The organism is Pseudomonas rustica, from assembly GCF_018336155.1.
Classification (GTDB): domain Bacteria; phylum Pseudomonadota; class Gammaproteobacteria; order Pseudomonadales; family Pseudomonadaceae; genus Aquipseudomonas; species Aquipseudomonas rustica.
The window spans coordinates 170,602-194,039 of record NZ_JAGYHF010000002.1 but is presented as its reverse complement, the minus strand read 5'-3'; the positions used below and the strand labels follow the sequence as shown (position 1 = coordinate 194,039).

At 59.8% G+C, this 23,438-nt stretch carries 20 protein-coding genes; 5 read left to right on the top strand and 15 right to left on the bottom strand.

From position 1 onward, the window contains the following. Window positions 1-19 precede the first annotated feature (19 nt). The 4 genes from KFS80_RS03975 to KFS80_RS03960 form a co-directional block, all read right to left on the bottom strand. Window positions 20-529, bottom strand: a complete 510-nt coding sequence (locus KFS80_RS03975) for a DUF2165 domain-containing protein (protein ID WP_212544033.1) — start codon at window positions 527-529, stop codon at window positions 20-22. A gap of 146 nt (window positions 530-675) precedes the next feature. After that, window positions 676-1,650, bottom strand: a complete 975-nt coding sequence (locus tag KFS80_RS03970) for a 2-hydroxyacid dehydrogenase (protein ID WP_212544032.1) — start codon at window positions 1,648-1,650, stop codon at window positions 676-678. A 624-nt stretch (window positions 1,651-2,274) separates the two neighbouring features. Next, complete coding sequence (locus KFS80_RS03965) at window positions 2,275-2,649, bottom strand: DUF6124 family protein (RefSeq protein WP_159812203.1); 375 nt, start codon at window positions 2,647-2,649, stop codon at window positions 2,275-2,277. A gap of 380 nt (window positions 2,650-3,029) precedes the next feature. Next, on the bottom strand, window positions 3,030-3,998 hold the full coding sequence (locus KFS80_RS03960) for a LysR family transcriptional regulator (protein ID WP_008088899.1): 969 nt from the start codon (window positions 3,996-3,998) through the stop codon (window positions 3,030-3,032). A gap of 275 nt (window positions 3,999-4,273) precedes the next feature. Between KFS80_RS03960 and KFS80_RS03955 the strand changes: the two genes are divergently transcribed. From KFS80_RS03955 to KFS80_RS03940, 4 genes are all read left to right on the top strand, one after another. Next, a complete protein-coding gene (locus tag KFS80_RS03955; protein WP_212544031.1) occupies window positions 4,274-5,773 on the top strand; it encodes an efflux transporter outer membrane subunit in 1,500 nt (499 codons plus the stop codon). 238 nt (window positions 5,774-6,011) lie between these two features. Next, window positions 6,012-8,204 (top strand): FUSC family protein, encoded by a 2,193-nt coding sequence (locus tag KFS80_RS03950; RefSeq protein ID WP_212544030.1) that lies wholly within the window; start codon window positions 6,012-6,014, stop codon window positions 8,202-8,204. Further along, on the top strand, window positions 8,194-8,394 hold the full coding sequence (locus KFS80_RS03945) for a DUF1656 domain-containing protein (RefSeq protein WP_007914106.1): 201 nt from the start codon (window positions 8,194-8,196) through the stop codon (window positions 8,392-8,394). Before KFS80_RS03950 ends, KFS80_RS03945 begins: the two co-directional genes overlap by 11 nt. A gap of 10 nt (window positions 8,395-8,404) precedes the next feature. After that, window positions 8,405-9,271, top strand: a complete 867-nt coding sequence (locus tag KFS80_RS03940; RefSeq protein ID WP_212544029.1) for an efflux RND transporter periplasmic adaptor subunit — start codon at window positions 8,405-8,407, stop codon at window positions 9,269-9,271. Window positions 9,272-9,400: 129 nt separating this feature from the next. On the opposite strand, the gene KFS80_RS03935 is transcribed toward KFS80_RS03940, so the two are convergent. Both KFS80_RS03935 and KFS80_RS03930 read right to left on the bottom strand, forming a co-directional pair. Then, window positions 9,401-9,799, bottom strand: coding sequence for a DUF4440 domain-containing protein (locus tag KFS80_RS03935; protein ID WP_212544028.1), 399 nt, complete (start codon window positions 9,797-9,799; stop codon window positions 9,401-9,403). Continuing rightward, entirely contained in the window at window positions 9,796-11,163 is a 1,368-nt protein-coding gene (locus KFS80_RS03930) for an MFS transporter (RefSeq protein ID WP_212544027.1), read from the bottom strand. Before KFS80_RS03930 ends, KFS80_RS03935 begins: the two co-directional genes overlap by 4 nt. Before the next feature lie 109 nt (window positions 11,164-11,272). Here KFS80_RS03930 and KFS80_RS03925 point away from each other — a divergent pair, with 109 nt between their 5' ends. Continuing rightward, window positions 11,273-12,154, top strand: coding sequence for a LysR family transcriptional regulator (locus KFS80_RS03925; RefSeq protein ID WP_212544026.1), 882 nt, complete (start codon window positions 11,273-11,275; stop codon window positions 12,152-12,154). Window positions 12,155-12,260: 106 nt separating this feature from the next. Here the strand turns inward: KFS80_RS03925 and KFS80_RS03920 are convergent, their stop codons facing one another. The 9 genes from KFS80_RS03920 to algG form a co-directional block, all read right to left on the bottom strand. Next, window positions 12,261-13,085 carry an SDR family oxidoreductase gene (locus tag KFS80_RS03920; protein ID WP_212544025.1) on the bottom strand — a complete coding sequence of 275 codons (825 nt, stop codon included), beginning with the start codon at window positions 13,083-13,085 and terminating at the stop codon, window positions 12,261-12,263. 36 nt (window positions 13,086-13,121) lie between these two features. After that, on the bottom strand, window positions 13,122-13,586 hold the full coding sequence (locus KFS80_RS03915; RefSeq protein WP_053117285.1) for a hypothetical protein: 465 nt from the start codon (window positions 13,584-13,586) through the stop codon (window positions 13,122-13,124). 236 nt (window positions 13,587-13,822) lie between these two features. Further along, window positions 13,823-15,274 (bottom strand): mannose-1-phosphate guanylyltransferase/mannose-6-phosphate isomerase, encoded by a 1,452-nt coding sequence (locus KFS80_RS03910; RefSeq protein WP_159812211.1) that lies wholly within the window; start codon window positions 15,272-15,274, stop codon window positions 13,823-13,825. 207 nt (window positions 15,275-15,481) lie between these two features. Beyond that, window positions 15,482-16,138, bottom strand: a complete 657-nt coding sequence (locus KFS80_RS03905) for an alginate O-acetyltransferase AlgF (RefSeq protein WP_003221835.1) — start codon at window positions 16,136-16,138, stop codon at window positions 15,482-15,484. A 14-nt stretch (window positions 16,139-16,152) separates the two neighbouring features. Then, window positions 16,153-17,328: an alginate O-acetyltransferase gene (locus KFS80_RS03900; protein WP_016985189.1), complete on the bottom strand. Its 1,176-nt coding sequence runs from the start codon at window positions 17,326-17,328 to the stop codon at window positions 16,153-16,155. A gap of 10 nt (window positions 17,329-17,338) precedes the next feature. Further along, on the bottom strand, window positions 17,339-18,904 hold the full coding sequence (locus KFS80_RS03895; RefSeq protein ID WP_212544024.1) for an MBOAT family O-acyltransferase: 1,566 nt from the start codon (window positions 18,902-18,904) through the stop codon (window positions 17,339-17,341). 338 nt (window positions 18,905-19,242) lie between these two features. Beyond that, the gene (locus KFS80_RS03890; protein ID WP_212544023.1) at window positions 19,243-20,367 is read right to left on the bottom strand and encodes a mannuronate-specific alginate lyase; all 1,125 of its coding nucleotides are present in this window, start codon (window positions 20,365-20,367) and stop codon (window positions 19,243-19,245) included. 8 nt (window positions 20,368-20,375) lie between these two features. Then, window positions 20,376-21,836 (bottom strand): alginate O-acetyltransferase, encoded by a 1,461-nt coding sequence (locus KFS80_RS03885; protein ID WP_053117297.1) that lies wholly within the window; start codon window positions 21,834-21,836, stop codon window positions 20,376-20,378. A 10-nt stretch (window positions 21,837-21,846) separates the two neighbouring features. Beyond that, window positions 21,847-23,433 carry a mannuronan 5-epimerase AlgG gene (algG, locus tag KFS80_RS03880; protein ID WP_053117956.1) on the bottom strand — a complete coding sequence of 529 codons (1,587 nt, stop codon included), beginning with the start codon at window positions 23,431-23,433 and terminating at the stop codon, window positions 21,847-21,849. Window positions 23,434-23,438: the final 5 nt, after the last annotated feature.

Genomic DNA, 23,438 nt, shown 5'->3' with positions numbered 1-23,438 from the left:
TCTGAAAGAGCGCTGTTGATCAGCGCTCGACTTTCAAGGTGATGTAAATCATTACCGGGAAGATGAAATCAACAATGTGCCGAGCCCAGTCTTTTGCATTCCATGATTGCGAAGTGTCCATGTCGAACCATTCAACGCCGACGGTTTGCAGGCAGACGTAATAGATGAAGATGGCAACCAGTATGCCCATGATCGAGAACTTCTTGGCTTCATGGAAAGCGTCCGCCGAGTCATTGACCTTACGGTACAAGTGATAGGTGCCCATCAGGCAGAGCACGGTGTACGTGACCTCCATCGTAATGATGAACCAGTAGATCCGGTGGTGCAGATACGGTGAGTCGATCGCCCGGTACAGAATGTTTTCGTTGGCGGTGGTGGTGTCCATGCTCAGGATGTGAGCAACGTATTCGTAGTTTGAATTGTAGTCGGAAAAGTTATGGGTGATCACTAACAGACCAAAGAAGCTGATGTAGGCCATCAAGATAACTTTGCTGTAGCGGATAAGTTTTTCGGTGGTCATGTTGTTCAAGGTGTTCGCTCTCCATAGCGCGTTATCGTTAATTCGATAGTGTGGAGAGCTTATAGCGCTTGACTTTTATTAGGGCTAAAGTTGAATTTCAAGTTATGTAGTCAAGTTGTGGCGGGCAAGTGCAAGTTTTGCACTTGCCCGTTTTTTTATCCGCGCCAGACTTGTGGGTTGACCAGATCCTGCGGGCGTTCGCCGAGCAGGGCGCTGCGCAGGTTGGCGAGGGCACGGTTGGCCATGGCTTCGCGGGTTTCGTTGGTTGCGGAGCCAATGTGCGGCAGGGTCACGGCGTTTTTCAGCTGGAACAGCGGCGATTCCGCCAGCGGTTCTTTTTCGTAGACGTCCAGACCGGCGCCGCGAATGCGGTTGTTCTGCAGGGCTTCGATCAGCGCGGGTTCGTCGACGACCGGGCCACGGGAGATGTTGACGAGGATGGCGCTTGGTTTCATCAGGGCCAGTTCGCGGTGGCTGATGAGGTGGCGGGTTTTGTCGCTGAGCGGCACCACCAGGCAGACGAAGTCGGCTTCGGCCAGCAGTTGGTCGAGGCTGCGAAATTGGGCGCCGAGTTGTTCTTCGAGTTCGGTCTTGCGGCTGTTGCCGCTGTAGATGATCGGCATGTTGAAGCCGAGGTGGCCACGGCGGGCGATGGCGGCACCGATGTTGCCCATGCCGACGATGCCGAGGGTTTTGCCGTGCACGTCAGAGCCGAACAGCGGGGCGCCGACGCTGGCTTGCCATTGGCCGGCCTTGGTCCAGGCGTCGAGTTCGGCGACGCGGCGGGCGCTGCTCATGATCAGTGCGAAGGCGAGATCCGCAGTGCTTTCGGTGAGGACGTCGGGGGTGTTGGTGAGCATGATGCCGCGTTGGTTGAAGTAGTCGAGGTCGTAGTTGTCGTAGCCGACGGAGACGCTGGAGACGACTTCGAGTTTGGTCGCGGTTTCGAGTTGGGCCTGGCCGAGTTTGCGGCCGACGCCGATGAGACCGTGGGCGTGGGGCAGGGCTTCGTTGAATTGGGCGTTGATGTCGCCGGTTTTTGGGTTGGGGACGATGACGTCGAACTCTTGTTGCAGGCGTTCGATCATTGGCGGGGTGATGCGGCTGAAGGCCAGGACAGTCTTTTTCATTGCTGAGGGCTCGACGGGCTTGATTGCAAGCAAGCTAACATTTTCTCGCTTTGATTGTCTCGGGGGGCTTGGCGGCCTTTGGGCCGACCATGTTCTTGGGGGTTTGGGTGTATATCCGTTTTTTTTGTGATGGCGGATTACGGTTCCGCCCTTACGGCGGGTCACCTTTTCCAAACGCCGAAAAGGTAACCGAAAAGGCTTTGCTCCTGCGTTCGGCCCGCTCGCTGGGGCTCGGGGTTCCTTCGCTGCGGGATTGATCCGGGCGCAGCGCCTCCGGTTTGCTTCGCTGCACCTCCTCTCGCTGTGTTTGGCTGCGCCAAACGGTCGCTGCGCTCCCTCCCCCGGATCAATCCCTCCACTCAGCCTTCCGACGTCGCCCGTGGATCAAGATCAAGAGCAGGCGAGCTGACACTCGGCCTATTGAGTGGTGAATAGCTTGGTGCGCTTGGCTTTGGATTTGTGGTGTTCTTGCCCCTCACCCCAGCCCTCTCCCGAGGGAGAGGGGGCCGGTTTTTGGGCTTTTCAGAATGTGAGTTCGGCTCGGTATTGCACGTCGGCGTGTCTATCCCAAACACCTCGGTCAGTCCCCTCTCCCTCTGGGAGAGGGTTAGGGTGAGGGGCTTTTCAGTTGTGTGCTGGGGTTTGGGCTATTTCGTGGTTATCCAGCGCCCGATTCACGGCCAGTTCGGCGAGCATGATGATTTGCTGGATCGCCAGAATCGTTCTTCGCTGCGGGAGTTCGATGTAGGCGGCGATGTCGCTGGTCATAAGGCTGGCTTGGGCCAGTGATTCGCAGGCGTGAACCAGCAGGCTTTCGCTGTCCTGATCCGGGGCGACCTGGAACATGGTGCTGGGTTTGTGGAAGCGCAGGGTGAGTGCGTTGGGTTTGAGGTAGTGGTCGAGGGCGCGTTCGGCGGCTTCGTGGAATCTTTTTGAGCCGGGGAATTCGTAGGGGGTGGTGTCGTCGAGCTCGGGGGGATTCGGTGTTGGTTTGATCATGGTGAAGCTCCATTCGGGAAGTGGAGTTCGCCAAGCACTGCGACCAAGCAATAGGGTGGCGAACCGTACGCGGGTTGGTCGACCAGGGAATGGAAACCCGGCAGAGCCGAAGCTCTCCCACGCACGGCTCGCCATTAAGCAAGCTTGATAAGTGCGCCATTCTAAACCCGAGCGACCAAGCCCGGTCGCTGATTCGTCAGCGACACCCAAAGCCTATCCACCTCGCTTCCGACGGACAACCGACGCGTCCTGTCGGAAACATCCGCGAAATCCCCGTTCTGTAGGAGCTGCCGTAGGCTGCGATCTTTTGATTTTTAAACGGCAAGATCAAAAGATCGCAGCCTGCGGCAGCTCCTACAGGGGCGTGGTGTGTTTAAAGGTCAGTTGGCGACTCGGGCGCCGGCGAGGGTGCCGCTGAGTTCGTAGGCGGCCAGTTCGGCTTGGTGCGCGGCGAGGATTTCTGGCAACGACCCGCGCAGGTATTCGACCCACGTTTTGATCTTCGCATCCAGGTACTGCCGCGACGGGTAGATCGCATACAGGTTCAATTCCTGCGAGCGGTAGTTCGGCATCACCCGCACCAGCGTGCCGTTGCGCAAGCCTTCAATCGCCGCATACACCGGCAGCACACCCAGGCCCATGCCGCTGATGATCGCGGTTTTCATCGCGTCGGCGGAGTTCACCAGAAACGGTGAGCTGTTGATGGTGACCACTTCCTGGCCTTCCGGGCCGTCGAACGCCCATTTTTCCAAGGGGATCACCGGGCTGACCAGGCGCAGGCAGGCGTGGTTGAGCAGGTCGCTGGGCTTTTGCGCGGCGCCGTTGGCTTTCACATAGGCCGGCGAGGCGCAGACGATGCTGTAGGTGATGCCCAGTCGCTGCGAAACAAAACCGGAATCGGGCAGTTCGCTGGCGAGCACGATGGAGACGTCGTAGCCCTCGTCGAGCAGGTCCGGCACGCGGTTGGCCAGGGTCAGGTCGAAGGTCACGTCCGGGTGGGTTTTGCGGTAGCGGGCGATCGCGTCGATGACAAAGTGCTGACCGATGCCGGTCATGGTGTGCACTTTCAACTGCCCGGCCGGGCGCGCGTGGGCGTCGCTGGCTTCGGCTTCGGCCTCTTCGACGTAGGCGAGGATCTGTTCGCAGCGCAGCAGGTAGCGCTTGCCCGCTTCGGTGAGGGCGATGCGGCGGGTGGTGCGGTTGAGCAAGCGGGTTTGCAGATGGGCTTCCAGGTTGGAGACCGCGCGCGAGACGTTGGCGGTGGTGGTGTCGAGTTGCACGGCGGCGGCGGTGAAGCTGCCGGCTTCGGCGACGCAACTGAAGGCGCGCATGTTTTGCAAAGTGTCCATGGGGTGCTCTCAAGGGAGATGGCAAATTGTGACACGAAGTTTCGGGGGCTGAGACCCCCGACCAAGGGATTATCTCGTTAACCGTAACAAAGATTCACAGAAATCCCAGCTTATCGCCGCACAGGGCCTTCCATAGAATTGCGCCGATCCCTGTAGGAGCTGCCGCAGGCTGCGATCTTTTGATTTTGGTTTAAGGGAATCAAGGTCAAAAGATCGCAGCCTGCGGCAGCTCCTACAGAAGAAGTATCGATCCCCTCTCTCAGGAATTCGCAGCTGTGCCGCGTCGCATCAACAGAGCGCTTTTGCCGCTCAGTGTTCTGGCTTTTACCCTGGGTCTCGGCGGCTGCATCTCAACCGAAGGCATTGCTCCGCAAGGCAACGCGTTGGACGCCAATACACTGGCCACCGACGACGCCATCGCCCACGCCGCCCGTGACGCCAACTGGCCCACCGCGCAATGGTGGCAAGCCTACGGTGACCCGCAACTCAATCGCTGGATCGACCTCGCCGTGCAAGGCAGCCCGAGCATGGCCATGGCCGCTGCGCGAGTGCGCCAGGCGAAAGCCATGGCCGGTGTCGCTGAGGCGGCCGAGTCGTTGCAGATCAATGGCGAGTCGACGTTAAAACGCCACAATTGGCCGACCGATCAGTTCTACGGCCCCGGCGATCTGGCCAACACCACGACCTGGGACAACAACGCCGCGCTGGGTTTCAGCTACGCCCTCGACCTCTGGGGCCGCGAAAGCAATAGCAGCGAGCGCGCGGTGGATCTGGCGCACATGAGCGCGGCCGAAGCGCGATTGGCGCAGCTGGAATTGCAGAACAACATCGTTCGCGCCTACATCGAACTGTCGCTGCATTACGCGCAGCGCGACATTGTTGACGCGACGCTCAAGCAGCAACAGCAGATTCTCGATCTGGCGCAGAAGCGTTTGAACGGCGGGATCGGCACGCATTTCGAAGTCAGTCAGGCCGAAACACCGTTGCCGGAAACCCATCGGCAAATTGATGCACTGGATGAAGAGATCGCCCTCAGTCGCAATCAACTTGCCGCGCTGGCGGGTAAAGGGCCGGGGGAGGGCGCGCAGTTGCAGCGCCCGACTTTGTCCCTTGGCGCTGAGTTGAAACTGCCGTCGGCGTTGCCGGCCGAATTGCTCGGTCAGCGGCCGGATGTGGTCGCCAGTCGCTGGCAAGTGGCGGCGCAGGCGCGTGGAATCGATGTGGCGCATGCCGGGTTTTATCCCAATGTCGATTTGGTCGGCAGCCTCGGTTACATGGCCACGGGTGGCGGCGCGCTGGAGTTTTTGACCGGCAAGAAACTCAACTACAACGTCGGCCCGGCGATCTCGCTGCCGATCTTTGACGGTGGGCGTTTGCGTGCCGAACTCGGTGAAGCGTCGGCCGGTTACGACATCGCCGTGGCGCATTACAACCAGACGCTGGTGAATGCGCTGAAGAACATTTCCGACCAGTTGATCCGCCGCGAATCGATGGACAAGCAGCAAGGTTTTGCCGCCGAGTCGGTGGCGACCGCGCAGAAAACGTACGACATCGCGATGATCGCTTATCAGCGTGGGCTTACTGATTACCTCAACGTGCTCAATGCGCAGACGTTGCTGTTCAAGCAACAGCAAGTGCAGCAGCAGGTGCAGGCGGCGCGTCTGAGTGCGCATGCCGAACTGGTGACTGCGTTGGGTGGTGGTCTTGGCGCCGGCAACGACGTACCGACGGCCGAAAAAACCCAGGCCCCGAAAACCCCGGCACTGCTGCGGTGAACCCAAAATCTCTGCTGGAAATTTCCTGCTTTGGAGTTGACCCCAAACCCTGTGGCGAGGGGATTTATCCCCGTTCGGCGGCGCAGCCGTCGCAAAGCCAGTGCACGCAGTGTGACTGTGGGAATCGGGTCGCAGGTTTTGGGGCCGCTTCGCAGCCCAACGGGGATAAATCCCCTCGCCACAGGGGCTGTGTACGCCGTAGCAAACTCTTCAGTTCTCGAACATTGAGCAGAATTTAATGACTCCCTTGCCCGCACCATTGCGCTGGCTCTACTCCCTGGAATGGCGCCGTGGATTTTTCGACTGGGCGCGCAGCGATGGCGTGACCTGGGTTTACATCTTCAAGGTGTTGCTCGCCGCATTTCTCACGCTGTGGCTGGCCATGCGCCTGGAACTGCCGCAACCGCGTACGGCGATGATCACCGTGTTCATCGTCATGCAGCCGCAGAGCGGCCAGGTGTTTGCCAAGAGTTTCTATCGCTTCCTCGGCACATTGGCCGGGTCGGCGATGATGGTCACGCTGATCGCCTTGTTCGCGCAAAACACTGAACTGTTTCTCGGCTCATTGGCAATCTGGGTCGGTATCTGTTCGGCCGGCGCCGCGCGTTGCCGTAACTTCCGCGCCTACGGTTTTGTCCTTGCCGGTTACACCGCCGCGATGGTCGGTTTGCCCGCGCTGGCGCACCCGGACGGCGCGTTCATGGCCGCCGTATGGCGAGTGCTGGAAATCTCGCTGGGCATCCTTTGCGCGACCGTGATCAGCGCCGCGATCCTGCCGCAAACCGCCAGTGCCGCCATGCGCAACGCCTTGTATCAGCGCTTCGGCGTGTTCGCATTGTTCGTCACCGATGGCCTGCGCGGACGCAGCAAAGCCGAGTCTTTCGAAGCGAGCAACGTGCGCTTTATCGCCGAAGCCGTGGGCCTCGAAGGCTTGCGCAGCGTGACGGTTTTCGAAGACCCGCACATGCGCCGACGCAACGGTCGCCTGAGCCGTTTGAACAGCGAATTCATGGGCATCACCACGCGCTTTAACGCCTTACATCAGTTGCTCGAACGCCTGCGCGTCAACGGCGAAGAACACGTGGTCGCGGCGATCAGACCGGGCCTGCAGGATCTCGCCGAAGTGCTCGATGGCTTCAGCGGCCGTGCCCTCACCAGCCCCGATGCCGCCCGTTTGGCAACGGCGCTGGCAACCTACAAAGAAGGTTTGCCGACACGCGTGCGAACCTTGCGCGCGATCTTTCAAGACACCGACCCCAGTGAAGCCGAGCAGCTGGATTTCCACACCGCGTACGAACTGCTTTATCGCTTCGTCGACGACCTGCACAGTTATGCACAGACCCACGCGTCACTCGCTGATCACCGTCACGAACGCGAGCGCTGGGATGAACCGTTCACCCCGCAAACCAACTGGTGGGCTGCTGCTGCATCGGGCATTCGCGCCTCGTTCATTCTGGTGGTGCTCGGCAGCTACTGGGTCGCCACCGCGTGGCCAAGCGGCGCGACGATGACCCTGATCGCCGCCGCCACCGTGGGCCTTTCAGCTGCCACACCTAACCCGAAACGCATGGCGTTCCAGATGGCCTGCGGCACCTTCCTCGGCGCATTGATCGGCTTCGTCGAGATGTTTTTCATCTTCCCTTGGATCGACGGTTTTCCATTGCTGTGCGTGATGCTCGCGCCAGTGATCGTGCTCGGTTCGTTTCTCACATCGCGGCCGCAATACGGCGGTGTCGGCCTCGGTCTGCTGATCTTCTTCAGCACCGGTTCGGTGCCGGATAACCTGACGATCTACAACCCCTACACCTTCATCAACGACTACATCGCCATGGTCATGGGCATGCTGGTCTGTGCCGCTGCGGGGGCGATTATTCTGCCGCCGAACAGTCGCTGGCTGTGGAAACGTCTGGAGCAGGATCTGCGCGGCCAAGTGGTTTACGCAATCAGCGGCAAACTAAAAGGTCTGGCCTCGAGTTTCGAGAGCCGCACCCGCGATTTGCTGCATCAGGCCTACGGTCTCGCCGCTGGTGAGCCGAAGGTGCAAAAGAATCTGCTGCGCTGGATGTTCGTGGTGCTCGAAGTCGGCCACGCGATCATCGAGTTGCGCAAGGAACAGGCGATCCTGCCGGTGCACCCGGCCTATGCCGAATCGCAGCCGTGGCGGCAGGCAATTCGCGTGATGGGGCGCGCGTTGGTGCGGCTGTTTCTGCAACCCAACTCCAGCAATCTTGAACGCGCACTGGTCGCTGTCGATCATGCCATCAGCCGTGTCGCGGCCACCGATGAGCCGTTCGCGCCGCATTTCGACACCTCCGCGTTACGCCGGGTGAAGAGCTATTTGCACTTCATCCGCACCTCGTTGCTCGACCCGCAATCACCGCTCGCTGCCTACGCCGTCGCCAAGCCCGAAGGACTTGCCCATGCCTCGTGAAATCGCTTTCCACGGCGTGTACATGCCGACCATGACCCTGATGTTTTTCATCGCTGCGGCACTGGCCTGGGCGGTGGATCGGTTCCTGTCCGGGTTCGACCTGTACCGTTTTTTCTGGCACCCGGCGCTGCTGCGTCTGAGTCTGTTTACTTGTCTGTTCGGCGCCATGGCGCTGACTGTCTACCGTTGAGAACGTCCCCATGAAAAAGTTTTTCAGCCTGCTCGCGACCCTGCTGGTGCTGGCCCTGGCGCTGTGGATCGGCCGCACGTTGTGGGAGCACTACATGAACACGCCGTGGACCCGCGACGGCCGCGTGCGCGCCGACATCATCAACGTCGCCGCCGACGTTACCGGCGAAGTGATCGACGTGCCGGTGCGTGACAACCAACTGGTGAAGAAGGGCGATTTGCTCATGCAGATCGACCCCGAGCACTACCGCATCGCCGTCAAACAAGCGCAGTCGCTGGTCGCTTCGCGCAAGTCGACCTGGGAGATGCGCAAGGTCAACGCCCACCGCCGCGCCGATCTCGACAACCTGGTCATTTCCAAGGAAAACCGCGACGACGCCAGCAACATCGCTGACGCCGCGCTCGCCGATTACCAACACGCGCAGGCGCAACTGGAAGCCGCCGAACTCAACCTCAAACGCACCGAAGTGCGTGCGGCGGTCGACGGTTACGTGACCAACCTCAACGTGCATCGCGGTGATTACGCCCGTATCGGCGAAGCGAAAATGGCCGTGGTCGACATGAACTCGTTCTGGGTTTACGGCTTCTTCGAAGAGACCAAACTGCCCCACGTTCGCGTCGGAGATAAAGCCGACATGCAATTGATGAGCGGCGAAGTGCTCAAGGGCCACGTGGAAAGTATTTCGCGCGGCATCTACGACCGCGACAACCCGGAAAGCCGCGAGTTGATTGCGGATGTGAATCCGACGTTCAACTGGGTACGCCTGGCCCAGCGCGTGCCAGTGCGGATTCACATTGATGAAGTGCCGGAGGGGGTTCTGTTGGCGGCGGGGATTACTTGCACCGTTGTGGTGAATCAAAGCGTTGTGGATAACTGACAGACCGTATCGCTCAATTCGCGAGCAAGCTCGCTCCCACATTGGATCTGCGGCGCAACCAAGATCCCTTGTGGGAGCGAGCTTGCTCGCGAAGAGGGCAGCTCGGTATCCCAGGAGAGTGCCAAGTCATTACTCAGCGCAAAACGTCTCCTGCAAATGCCGCCAAATCACTCGCCCGCACTCAAGTTTTTCAAACACCACAGTCGAACGCCGATCCGTATGCAATCCGCTCGCATCCGTCTGCTGCTCGCGGTAACTCACCGTCGCACCGCGCTCGTGTAATGCAATCCCGCACAGCTCGCTGAGCTCGATTTTGAACCCGCGCTTCTTACCTCCAGCCATCCGAAACAACCCGCTCAACGCCTCGAAATCCAACACCCGGCCCAACGGCGAAACCATAGAGAATTCAGGCGAAAACCGCGCTAGCAGTCGCTCCAGTTCAGCGTCGTCTCCCTCCACGGCAAACCATCGTTCAATGGCCTCATGTGCCTGAATCACTTCTTCAAAGTATTCGCTGTAGTCGGTCATGTAGATTTTTCCTTGGGTAATTGTGAAGTCAGCGCGAGCACTGCCGTCGAATCGAACCGCAAAACACTGACCATCGGCAGCATCGTCAGCAACACGGCAGCGAGGAAGCAGTAGCGAAAACCCTCACCACCCAAAGCCCCCAACAAGGAGCTGAGCAACGCCGCGCCGAGGCAAAAACCGAGCTGACGATTGATATTCCACAGCGCACTGGAGTGGCCCATTTTTTCTGGCACGATGCCGACGAATGCCAAGGTCTGCGCAGTGACGCTGCACAGGCTGCCGCCCAGGCCCATCAGACCGTAGGCGATGATCAGCGGCGTGCTGGCGGGTTGTTCGATGCGCATCAGCAAGACGATACCGAGGCATTGCAGGAGCATGCCAGCGCTCAACAGCGGCTTGGGCCCGAGGCGATTGAAACAGCGTTTACCGAACATGATCGCCACGCCCGAACCCAGCGCCCACGGCAGCATCAACGCGCCGGTTTGCGCCGCGCCTAAGCCAAGGATGTGCAGGTACAACACGGCGATCATGTGGGTGCCGGTGAAGACACCGGGCACGCACAGGTAGATCAGCATCGCCAGGCGCAGCGACGGATTCTTGATCAGTTGCAGGTCGAGAATGGCGTTGGGTTTACGCCAGCCGTCACGCAGATAAATGCACAGGGTCAGGACGCTGAGCACGAAGACAAAGAGACCGAGGATGCGGGTGTCTGTTTCGCTCACCATGCTGACGGCGATCAACAACAAACTCAGCGCAGTCGCCGCCAATAGCAAGCCGCGCGCATCCAGCGTCGGGCGTTCACTCGAAGGCTGATCGGCTTTCAGCCAGAACAGTCCAAGGCCAATAGCGAGCAGCGCCACCGGCAAATTGAGGTAGAAAATCCACCGCCACGACAACGCCTGAACAATCAATCCGCCCGCCGCCGGCGACAGTGCCGGCACCATCAGCGCCACCAGCAACACCACGCCGGTGAAATGCGCGCGCTGCGATGGCGGAAACTGTCGATACGCCAACGCCTGACCGACCGGCAGCAACAACCCGCCACCGAGCCCTTGCAGCAGGCGCCAGCCAATCAAGCTTTCGATCGATGCCGCTTGCGCCACCAGCGCCGAGCCAATCCCGAACAACAGCAGCGAGGCGAGAATCAGCCGTCGTTCGCCGATCCGTGCCGCCAGCCACACGCTCAGCGGAATGATCAGCGTCAGCCCGAGCATGTAGGCGTTGGTGATCCACGCCAGTTGCGTCACCGAGGCGTGCAATTGTTGGGCGATGTCGGGGTAGGCAATGCTGGCGACAAACATGTTCAGCAAGTCGAGGGCGAAGCCCAACAAATACACCAGCGCGACTTTCGAGCGATAAGCCATGGCAGCTTCCCTGTGATGAGACGTGCAGGGTAGGGCGCTTCTGGTGATAGGAAAACGCTGGTTTGGCTGCTAGTTTGTCAAAATTATTTTGACAAGGAGCACCGTGGCCATGGTCAGTCTGGATCGATTCGACACCTTCAAAGCCGTGGTCGAGGCCGGTTCGTTGACCGCAGCCGCTGACACATTGGGCCAGACTCGCGCGGTGGTGAGCTTCAATCTCAAGCGGCTGGAAGAGGAATTGGGCGTGACCTTGCTCACGCGCAACACCCGGCAACTGGCGCTGACCGACGCCGGCGAGCGTTTTTATCGACGCTGTTTGCGCACGCTGGATGAAGCGCGACTGGCCATTGAGGAAGCGCGCTCGGAGCATTCACAGCTCAAGGGCACGTTGCGGATTACCACGACGGTGGAGTTCGCGCTGGCGCAAGTGGTGCCGGCGCTGGAGGTGTTTCGTCAACAGCAACCGCAGTTGAATATTCACCTGTCGACGTCTTCGACGCATGCCGATCTGATCTCTGAACGGTTTGATATGGCGATCCGTTTGGGGCGCATGCACGACTCCAATCTGCGAGCGGTGCAGTTGTCGACATTCGAGGTGTTTGCGGTGGCAGCGCCGGGATTGGTCGAGCGCTTTGCGCCGGTTGATACGCTGGCGGCGCTGGAGTCGATGCCGACGTTGGGGCACGGGCGGGTGCCGGAGATGACGGTGACTGATCCGCACGGTGCTGAACATTTCTACCAGCCGAAACCGGGAACCACTGCGATTGTTGCGGACAACTCGGCGACGCTCAGGGCCTTTGCGTTGACCGAGCAGGGCGTGGCGATTTTGCCGCAATGGTTGATTCAGGAAGATTTGGAAGCGGGACGGTTACAACGGTTGTTGGCGGATTATCGTTTTGCCCAGCAAGGGGTGTACGCGCTGTACCCGGACACCCGGCATTTGCCGCTGAAGGTGCGGGCGTTTATTGATTTCATGAAGGGTTGGGGCTGAGGATTTTCTGTGTAGTGTCTGGCCTCTCCGCGAGCAAGCCCGCTCCCACATTTGGAATGCATTCTCCTGTGGGAGCGGGCTTGCTCGCGAAGGCGTCAACCCGGTCTCAGAGCTGCCTCTGCAACCCGAACCGCCTCATCAACACCGACTCCAGCAACCCCTTCGGCAACAACGCCGCCAACAGCGGCAACGCCCGGCTGCCGTTACCAATGCGGATCAAGCGCGGCGGGTTGCTCTGCTGCACAGCCTTGAGCAAATCAGCGGCAAACTCAGCAGCCGGCGTCGGCTTATCCTGTGAAGCCTTGGCCCGCGCGCGAATGCCTTCACGCAACGGAAACCACGGCGATTGGTCATTGATCAATTGCTCGGCCTCATGCCCGGCATTCTTGGCGAAGCTCGACTGAATCGCCCCCGGCTGCACTTCCATCACACGAATGCCGAACGGTGCCAACTCCATGCGCAAGGCATCGGTCAATGCGTGCACCGCCGCTTTCGAGGCGCAGTAAGCACCGGCAAACGGCGTGACCAAAACCCCTGACACGCTGCCGATATTCACCACCAGTCCCTTGCCCCGCCGCAGCACCGGAAACAACGCGCGGGTAACGCCGACTATGGAAAACACATTGGTTTCGAACTGCCGCTGCATCGCCGGCACACCGCCGTCGAGCAACGGCCCCATCGCGCCATAACCGGCGTTGTTGATCAGCACGTCGAGGCCGCCATGCTCCTGACTGATTCGCTCGCCGAGTTGCGCCAGCGCCGCGCCGTCGTTGACATCCAGTTGCACGGCGGTAAAACCGGCCGCATTCAATGCAGCGACATCGTCAGCCTTGCGCGCACTGGCCCAGACTTCGTAGCCCGCGGTTTTAAACGCATCGGCGAGCGCGCGGCCGATGCCGCTGGAACAACCGGTAATCAACGCAACGGGCATGGCGCATTCCTTGTGCAAAAAAGTTGGGAAGGGGGATCAGTCGGAGAAACTACCCTGCAAATGCTCGGCGCGGAACTCCAGAGTTTGCGGGCGATAACCGGGACGCAGTGGCGGCAATGGCAAACAGTCTTCCCATGTCGAACCGGCCTGCAATTCGCCGGGGCCACGGTAGCGCGGTGCGGTGTATTGGTTGTCGGCCAGGTTGACCGTGTCACCCGGCGCGTAGGCTGCAATGCGCCAGCGCAGTTCGGTCAGCGGCACACTGTTGCCGTTGTTCATCTTCAGTTGCAGCGGACGATCGGCCGGGCATTGCTCCGGCGCGTAGCTGATGCGCAACTCGAGGCGCGCGAGTTGCTTGATCTCGCGGTTGTCCAGCCACACCACCCACATCGCTACCAGACCGAGGCCGATAGCGGCTGCCACTGACACCGGCAAGGCTTTGGCCGGATAGCGCAGCAACAGGATCAGCCAGGTGATGACCAGCAAAATGCCGATGAACATGTGTACGACCTCTAGGAGAGAGAGGGTCATCCTACCTAAGCGTAGGTGAGGTTGGCGATGGGAAGGGCAAAGTCAAAAGATCGCAGCCTGCGGCAGCTCCTACAGTTGGAACGCGTTTGCCCTGTAGGAGCTGCCGCAGGCTGCGATCTTTCGCTTCTAAAAAAAAGCCCCCGCCCAACCCGCTGCGGATAGGGAACGCAACGGGCTGGACGAGGGCTTCTTGTTTTGCCGATCAGTTACTGCGCGATGGTTTTCACCGACACGCCGCGTTCGATCGGGGTGGAGCGGCCGTAAATGTCTTCGAAGCGTTCGATGTCGTCTTCGCCCAAGTACGAGCCCGACTGGACTTCGATGATTTCCAGCGGGATCTTGCCCGGGTTGCGCAGGCGATGCACCGAGGCGATCGGGATGTAGGTCGACTGGTTTTCGCAGAGCAGGAACACGTTTTCATCGCAGGTCACTTCGGCGGTGCCGCTGACCACGATCCAGTGTTCGGCGCGGTGGTGGTGCATCTGCAGCGACAGGCATGCACCCGGTTTCACCGAAATGTGCTTGACCTGGAAACGCCCGCCCATGTCCACCGAGTCATACGAACCCCACGGACGATAAACCTCGCAATGGTTCTGGGTTTCGCTGCGGCCCTGCTCGTTGAGCGTGTTGACCATTTGCTTGACGCCCTGAACCTTGTCTTTGTGGGCGATCATCATGGCGTCTTTGGTTTCGACCACGACGATGTTTTCCAGACCGATCACCGACACCAGTTTGCCGTTGCCGTGGATCATGCAGTTCTTGCTGTCCTGGATGACCACGTCGCCTTTGGTAACGTTGCCGTTGGCGTCTTTCTCGTTGACTTCCCACAGGGACGACCAGCAACCGACATCGCTCCAGCCAGCGGTCAGCGGCACCACGCAGGCGCGCTGGGTTTTTTCCATCACGGAGTAGTCGATGGAGTTGTCCGGGCAGCAGGCGAAGGTGGCTTCGTCCAGCGTCACGGTGTCGGCATCCTGCTCGCTGCGCTCAAGGGTCAGCAGGCAGGTGTCGTAGATGTCCGGGTCGTGCTTTTTCAGCTCTTCGAGGAAGCGGCTGGCGCGGAACAGGAACATGCCGCTGTTCCAGTAGTAACCGCCGGACTGCACGTACTCGGTGGCGCGTTTGACGTCAGGTTTTTCGACGAAGTGCGAGACGCGGCTGACGCCTTCGGGCAGCAGCGAATCTGCAGTGGATTTGATGTAGCCGTAACCGGTTTCCGGTTTGGTCGCCGGCACGCCGAACAACACCATTTCGCCGTTTTCCGCAGCGACGGTGGCCAGGGCGAGGGCGCGTTGCAGGGCTTTCTGGTCTTCGAGGACGTGGTCAGCCGGCAGCACCAGCATCAGTTCGTCGCGACCTTCATTGACCAGCATCATCGCGGTCAACGCCACGGCTGGCGCGGTGTTGCGGCCGAACGGTTCCATCAGGATGCGCTGGCATTCCAGATTGCGATTGCTCAACTGCTCGTTGACGATGAAGCGGTGATCCTTGTTACAGACCACGATAGGGGTGTCCATGCCTTCGAACACCAGGCGCTCGAGGGTCTGCTGGAACAGCGTGTGTTCGCCGGTCAGGGCGAGGAATTGCTTAGGGAACTGCTTACGCGAAAGCGGCCAAAGACGTGAACCGCTACCACCTGACAAGATCACCGGAATCATATTGTTTACTCCATAAAATCGATTGGTTAGAGGCACGAACGCTGTGTCGTTTCACTCTTTTTTTTGTTTCGTACCGAAAGGCCGCCGCATTCCCTTGTAGGAGTTGCCGAAGGCTGCGATCTGTTGATCTTGATCTTCATAAACAGAGTCAAAAGATCGCAGCGTGCCGCAGCTCCTACAGGGGTCAGCGTCTCATCGGGAAATTTGTTAGCGAGTCGATACCGGGCGTTTCACCCAGACTGGCGACAGGCTGCTGCCGCTGCCGGTGACGTACAGCACCGCCGCTTCACCGCGCTCCAGGGCAACCGGTTTTACGTCACCGACTTTCTTGTCACCTTCGTACAGCGCCAGGCTGACTTTCACCGGGTTGATTTCACGTTCGCCACGGCCCTTGGCGGCCACGTTCGGCACCACGTCGGTCTTGCCGTCGGCGGTCTTCAGGGTCAGCGGTTTGTCGCTGAGGTTCTGCACGCGTACCAGGGATTTCTGCTTGTTCTTGAACGGCGGCTCTTCAATCAGTTGCGGCGCGCCGGAAGCGTTGTTGACCAGGGTGTAGTAGTGGTCACCGGCGAGTTTCACCGGCAGGGTCTGGCTGCCGACTTTGGCGCTGTAATCACCGCCCGGCATGAAGCTGAAGTCGCTGCTGGCCAGTGGTGCAACGTCGCTCAGGTTGGTGCTGCCAACGGTGGCGCTGACTTCAGCGTTGCTGGCGTTATAGACACGCACAAAGGTCGAGCCTTTCGGTGCAGTCGGGCCATAAAGTGCGGCGTCACCACCGGCGAAAGCTTGAACCGACAACACGCTCAGACCTGCAACCAGTGCAATGCGTTTTGCGAGACGACGAGGAGTAGTAGTGAAAGTCATGGTGTACCTCTCTTTCAGTTTTGCGCCCGATCGGGCGTCTCGGATTTAGTGTTGATTGCTACGTTTTGTTGGCGCGCGCCGGCTTGTTTAAGCTCTGCGACCCACTGCGGGTCGGCGTCGCCGATTTCGTTGTTCACAGGCAGATATCGTTCAGGAAACTCCCAGATCAGCACCTGTGGCGGGCTGTTCTTGAAGTCATCGCTTTTCAGGTAGCTGAGCATCGGCAGGATCGGGCCGTGGCCGTCTTCGGCGTAGCTCACCACGTCGCTGTGCAGCGCTTGTTTCAGGGCACCGACGAAGTTCCAGTTGGGGTTGGCGCTGTAGCTGGTGCCGACCAGTGCCACCGGCACTTCATTGCTGGCGAACAGCGCGTCGTCACCGGCAGGCTGATCACCAGCCGCGACGGTGTTGCGCTTTTGCAGCGGCTCTTGCGCCGGCATCAGGTTTTCAAACAGCGGATCGAGCGGCAGGAACAGACGCAGATCGCCCTTGTGCGTGACCTTCTCCGCCGGGGTGGTGACGAAGCGCTGCGGCTCGCCGCTGAGCGGGAACTTGTCGGCGATGGTTTTCGCCAGGGTGTTCGCCGCGATCTCCGCGCCTTCCGGCGTCCAGTGCGTATCGGTGCGCAGGAACACTTGCTGACCGCTTTGCTTGGCCTGTTGGAACGGCTTGAGCAAGTCAGGGGCGAGGATCTTGTCGGCGGCTACACGAGCATGGAAATCCTGATAGAGATTTTCGTGGATGCTCGCCGGTTTCACTTCACCCAGATGCTCCGGGTACAGACGAACCTTGGCCGGCACGATCGCCATCACCAGTTTCACGCCTTTCTCTTTGAGGGTCTGGCGCACGCCTTCGACCAGCGCGTAGTTGCCTTGCAGGTTCAGCTCTTCGTTGACGATCGGGTTGAATTCTTCATCGCTGTACAACCACTGATCGCGACCGAGCACCACGCCCGGACGACCTTCGTTGAACAGTTTGAAATCCAGCGCGGCCCAGAGGTTGGTGCCCAGACGCTTGATCGGGAATTCATCGTCGTAGTGCGTTTCCACAGCCTTGGTCCAGCGACCGTTGAGCACTGTCGCATCGGCATTGGTGCTGAAGCCGAAGAAGCTGCGAACCGACCACAGACCCAAGACCAACAGGGTCACCAGGAACAGGGCGATGTAGAAGATGCGTAATGAGCGGGTCATGTCAGATCCCTCAGAACTGGAAGTAAAGGAACGGCGAGAAGCTTTGCGCCGAGAGTTTGAGAATCGAGGCGATGAACAGCAGCAGGATCAGGCCGCGCATCACGTAGCGCGACCAGTCCGCGCTCCAGTAGGCCGGTTGCACCTGAGCTTCGACGCCGACGGTGTAGCCAGGCTCATGGATGCTCGCCGGGTTTTCGCCAGGGGCTGCCTTGATCATTCCCGGAGTCGCCGTCGCTGGGCCGTTGGCCTCGACGTTGACTTCAGGTTTGCTCTTGGCCGGCGGCTGGTTGGTGTACAGATCACGCAGGCCGAAGAAGGCCAGCGTCACGTACGCCACAACCAAAGTTGCCACTTGCAGACCGGTGAGGCTGGCCTGATTGAGTTCCGACAACGACCATTCACCGAAGCTGAACATGGCGCCGTACATACGGCCGGCGACATGCAGGTTCTCGGCGCGGAAGATCACCCAGCCCATCACCACGAGCAGGAAGGTCAGCGCCCAGCGGATCGGGTTGAGGCTGCGTGGCGAAGTGTTCAGGCCCAGCGCTTTTTCAATCGCCAGCCACATGCCGTGCCAGGCGCCCCAGACGATGTAGGTGATGTTCGCGCCGTGCCACAGACCACCGAGGAGCATGGTCAGGAACAGGTTGCGATAGGTCATCAGCGTGCCTTTACGGTTACCGCCGAGGGTGATGTACAGGTAGTCACGCAGCCAGGTCGACAGGCTAATGTGCCAGCGACGCCAGAACTCGGTAATCGACTGGCTGATGTACGGCTGTTTGAAGTTTTCCATGAAGCGGAAACCCATCATCAAGCCCAGACCAATCGCCATGTCGCTGTAACCGGAGAAGTCGAAATACAGCTGCGCGGTGTAGGCCAGTGCGCCGAGCCAGGCATCGCCGGTGGTCGGGTTTTGCAGGGCGAAGCAATGGTCAGCGACCACCGCGAGGGTGTCGGCGATGAAGACTTTCTTGATGAAACCCTGCATGAACCGCGTGCAGCCCTCGGAGAATTTATCGAGGGTGTGCGTGCGGTTGTTGAACTGGTCGGCGAGGTCGCGGAAACGCAACACCGGGCCGGCAATCAAGTGCGGGAAGATCGCTACGAAGGCGGCGAAGTCGATCAGGTTGCGCGTGGCCGGGGTGTCGCCGCGATACACGTCGATGATGTAGCTGATCGATTCGAAGATGTAGAACGAGATACCGATCGGCAGCAGCACGTGGGTGAGGATGAACGGCGACAGACCGACCGACGTCATCATCGCGTTGATGCTGTCGACGCCGAAGTTGGCGTACTTGAAGTAGCCGAGGATGCACAAATCGACTGCGACACCGAGCAGCAGCCAGCGCTGCGCCGGTTTGGTTCTGACACCGGCGGCACCGACTTTGAGGCCGATCCAGTAGTTCCACAATGTGACGGCAGCGAACAGCGCGAGGAAGTCCACACGCCACCAGGCGTAGAACACGTAGCTGGCGATCAGCAGCAGCAAATTGCGATAGCGTTGCCCGCTCAAGTAGTACAAGCCGAGAAAGATCGGCAAGAACAGAAACAGGAACACGTTGGATGAAAATACCATCCCGATCTCTCCATGTTTGAACCAACAGTCAAGGGCCAAAGCCCCCCCAAACCCCCCGTGGTAGTGGAGGGGTGACACAGTGCTTGCTTGAGGTCGGAGCTGGCCGTCAGACCGCGCCCCTCACCCCCCGCCCTCTCCCGGTGGGAGAGGGAGCCTGATCTCCATGGTTTTCAGAAATGGAGATCGACTCGGTATTTCTGTGCAGCCTGATCTCGGTTGTTTTTCAACACCTGAGATCGATTCGATGTATCAGGTCGGCGGATTTCTCAAAAACACCTCGGTCAGTTCCCTCTCCCTCTGGGAGAGGGTTAGGGTGAGGGGCTTTCGCTTTTCGCCTTTCAAGTACCTTTGTTGCCCTTTTCATGGGACGGGTCGTAGACCTTGGTCAGGTCGCCGCCGAGGCGGAAGGTTTTGAACGGCTGCATGCCGCGCTTCTTCTCGATGACATCCGGCGCACAGGTGTAGAGCGTGCAGAACGGTTCGAGCCAGGCGAATTTCATGTCCTCTTTCAAGTCGGTCATGTCCTGCTCTTTGCCGTTCTTCTTCTCGAATTCGTCCGGATCTTTCACCCCCGACAACACCCGATCACCCAGACGCTTCAGCGCACCGTTGTTTTCCTGGCGCAAATCGACCCCGTTGACCTGAGCGAAACTGGCGATCATTGCCAGCGGCGGCAGGGCGTAGTTGTGATAGGCGAGGGCGCGTTGCTGGCGCTTGAGTTCGTTCGGCAGGTAACCGTCAGCATCGACTTGATTGGCGCCGACCTTGTATTCCTTCACCGCCCAGTCAAACAGGTCGCGGCGGTTGGTCGCGACCGAGGTCGCCATCACCGACCATGCGGCCCAGTACGAGTGATTGTTGGTTTTTTCCAGCGGCAGGTTGTCCCAGTCGCTGACCACCTGATCGGCCATTTTGCTGAACCACGCCTCGATCACCTGCGCTTCCTGCTGATGCTGCGCCAGCGGATGCGAGTCGGAGAACTTCAGGCGAATGTACGAAGAGGCCATGCTGCCCAACGCCCATTTGCGCATCGACTTGCCGGTGTGGTTGAAGTCTTTCGACATCAACGCGTCGGCCTTGGCCCACGCGGTCAGCCAGTTCAGCGTGCAGTCGAGCTGTTCCGGACGACCGTCGCGCATGAACTGCATCACCCGTTTGGCGGTGCCGCGTTCCAGCGTGGTGATGTCTTTGGTGGTGTCGCGAAAAGCTTTTTCCGACTGCACATTCAGCGTCGAACGGGCCTTGTCCGAGCCTTCGTATTTGCTGCGAAATTGCAGCGGCCCGGTGTACGGCGTCGGCATGGCGTCGCAGCCTTCGCTGTTGTCGCCGGTCTTGAATTTATCCACAGGCGCGAAATAGCCCTGCGGTGGACGCAGTGGCGCGGCGGCCTGAGTCGCCCCGGCGAACATCGCCAGGCTCAGCAGCGTCGGTGCCAACAGATTTTTGAGTTTCGGATTTCGCATAGCAGACCTCATTGCCCGACCTGAGCGGTTTGTTGCCCAGCGCCCGGGAATACGTTGCGTTTGCAGATTTTCGCTTCGACTTTTTGTGGCGCGGTGCCCGCTTCCGGGCCCTGAACTTCGACCGCCAGCAGGTTCTGCGTGGCCCAGTCTTCGTCCGTGCGCAACTCAAAGGCGAAACGACCGTCGGTGTCGGAGGTTTCCGGTTTCTCGATCTTGATGTCCTCGTGGCGACCGTTCATGTACCAGAGGGTGGCTTGCAGGGTTTTCACCGAAGGGTCGGCGAAGCGGATGTCGACCTGATGGCTGCTGTTTTGCAGGTTCAGGTTCTTGCTGTTGACCAGCAGTTCTTGTTTGCCGCCCGGCTTGAGCGTGGTGCTCGCGGACATCTGTGCGTCTTTGCCTTCGCAGCCGTTGTCGAGCAGGGACATCATCTGGCGATAGATGGTTTCCTGGTCGAGGCGGTACAGAGGCGAGAATTCCCAGATGAGGATTTTCGGCGGGGTCTTCTGGAATTCGTCGCTGCCGAGGTACTGCAGCATCGAACCTTCCAGACCACCGCCGGGGAACGCGACGTTGAGAATGTCGGCGCCGATGGCTTCTTCGAGGAAGCCGGCGAAGTTGTAGTTCTTGCCGCTGTGCGAAGTACCGACGAGGGTGATTTGCGGGTTGCCGGAATCACCGAACAGGTCGCCATCACCGGCCTCGCCTTTCGGCTCGGTGGTGAACTGATCCATGTACTGGATCGCGTAACTGGTGCCGCACAGTTGCCCGGCCATGTTGTGCAGGGTGCCGGTCTTGCCCATGCGCCCGGAGCGTTTGGTTTCGAATTCACGCTTGGGCACGTCGGCGAAGGCCGGGATCTGCTTGACCTTCTCGGCGACGATTTTCGCCGTGCGCTGTGCACCGTATGGCGTCCAGTGTTGGTCGCCGCGGAAGTAGAAGTCGTGGGCGGGCAGGGTGTCCGGCAGCGATTCGTTGGTCAGCGGCGACAGATCCGGCACGACGTAACCCATCTTGGCGAAACGACCGAGCATGGTCTTGTAGTTGCCCAGCGCTTTCTCGTAATCGAACGCGGCTTTTTCCTGCGGGTTGAGCTTGTTGCGGTTCACCAGGCCACGGGTTGGCTGGTAAACGATCACCAGCTCGACGCCTTTGGCCTTGAACGCATCGTGCAGCTGTTGCAGGCGTTTGTAGCCGGCCGGGGTGGTGTTGAACTCGGTGCGCAAATCTTCCTGAGTGCGGAACAGCCAGTCGCCTTGCGCCTGCACCAGCGTGGTGAAGTTCTGCTGATAACGCGTGGTGTAGTTTTTCGCGTCATGCGCCGCCGGGCACAGGTTGCAGCACGGTTCGGCGCTGAACTTCGGCGGCGTGGCGGCGGCGCCTTCATCGGCGCGGGCGCCGTTGCTGGCCGCGAGAATGCCCACGGTCAGGGCCGACAGGCTGAGTAATTTGATCAAGTGTGGGTGCATAAAATTATCCTCAGTCCTGCATTTCGGTCTGGCGTTCGACAGGGTCGATCAGCACGGCTTTCTGCTGGCGCACCAGCAGGTCGAGAATTTCATCCTGGCGCTCGCCGAGGATGCCGTTGAAGCTGATGCCGCTGGATTTGGTCGGCGCCAGCATCGACACGCGATACAGCTCGACACTCAAAGGCGAATCGATCGACAGCGGGCCGCTGCCATTGGCCGCCAGCTCACCGCCGACGACGATCAGCGACACCTGCGCATCGAACGGGTCGAGCTTGATGTCACGGTCGGTGTCACTCAGATCCTTGATGTGGCCGTAAACGCCGGTCAGGCCGTTGGCCATGGCGACGTTTTCGTAGAGGCGGATGTTCACGCTGTTACGAATACGGATGCCGTGGCGTTTGTTGCTGATGACTTTGTTGCCCCACAGCAAATTATCGGCGGACTCGTAGAGGGTGATGCCGTCGGTGTGGTTCTTGTAGATCTCGTTGTAGGCAATGATGTTGTTGACGCTGTTACGGTCGATCACCAGGCCCGAGAGGTGGTTGTCGAAGCTCTTGTTGTTGAAGATGAAGCTGTCGTTGACCTCACGGGAAATAATGATCCCGTGCTTCTTCTTCGTGCCGTGCACAGTGTTCTCGGCAATGATCAGGCCGTGGGAACGGTCGTGCGGGTCGATGCCGTAAACGATGTTGTCTTTGTAGGTGTTGCCCTTGACCACGAAGTCGCGGGTTTCGTAGCAGTAGAAGCCGTACCACATGTCAGAGAACTCGGAGCCGACGATCCAGCCAGTCGGTTCAGGACGCTTGAGCACCTTGGCCATATTCGGCGTGTACTGGGAAATACTCACGCCGTACGACTTACTGTTGGCGTAGCCGAAGCTGGCCATCTTGCTGTTGACGATGTAGGTCTCGGTGCCGCCCCAGGCCAGCAGGAACGGACGGAATTCCTTCGGCGAACGGAAGGTCGCCGGGCCGTTTTCCTTCTCGCGCCAGCCAGTGATTTTGGTGTCACGCACGAACAGCTGACCGTCGTTGACCAGGAACGAACCGGCCTCTTGCGACAGGCGCAATTCTTGGGTCTGGCCATCGATTTCGAGGATGCCTTTACGGCCAACCACGATCGGCAGCTTCGACAGGTACACGCCCGGCGAGGTTTCGCTGAAATACTGCTTGGGCAGTTTCTGCGCCAGATCCTTGAGGTTCATGTAGCCGTCGTCGACGAAGATCGCCTGCGGGATGCCGTGCTGACGCACCACCCATTCGGCCATCTTGTTGTCGCCGCCGATGAAGTCCTTCAGCGCGTCTTCCTGCATCATCCGGCGCACGCTGATCTTGCCCGGTTTGCTGCGGACGATCTTCGCCGCAGCGGCTTCGGCGGTGAAGCCGGAGAGGTCGGGCAGTTTTGGTGCGGCCAGATTCAGCGCGTCGGTCGGCGCGCTGCTGACGGTGTAGGTTTTGGCCTGTTGCAGTTCTTTGGCCACGGTGGCCGGCTTGGCCGGTTGCGGCGCCGTCGGCTCCACATTGGCGAAGGCGCCGGCGCTGGCCAGCAGCATCGCGCCGGCCAGCAGGCTGAGTGAGCCTATCCTGGTGCTGATCATGTCGG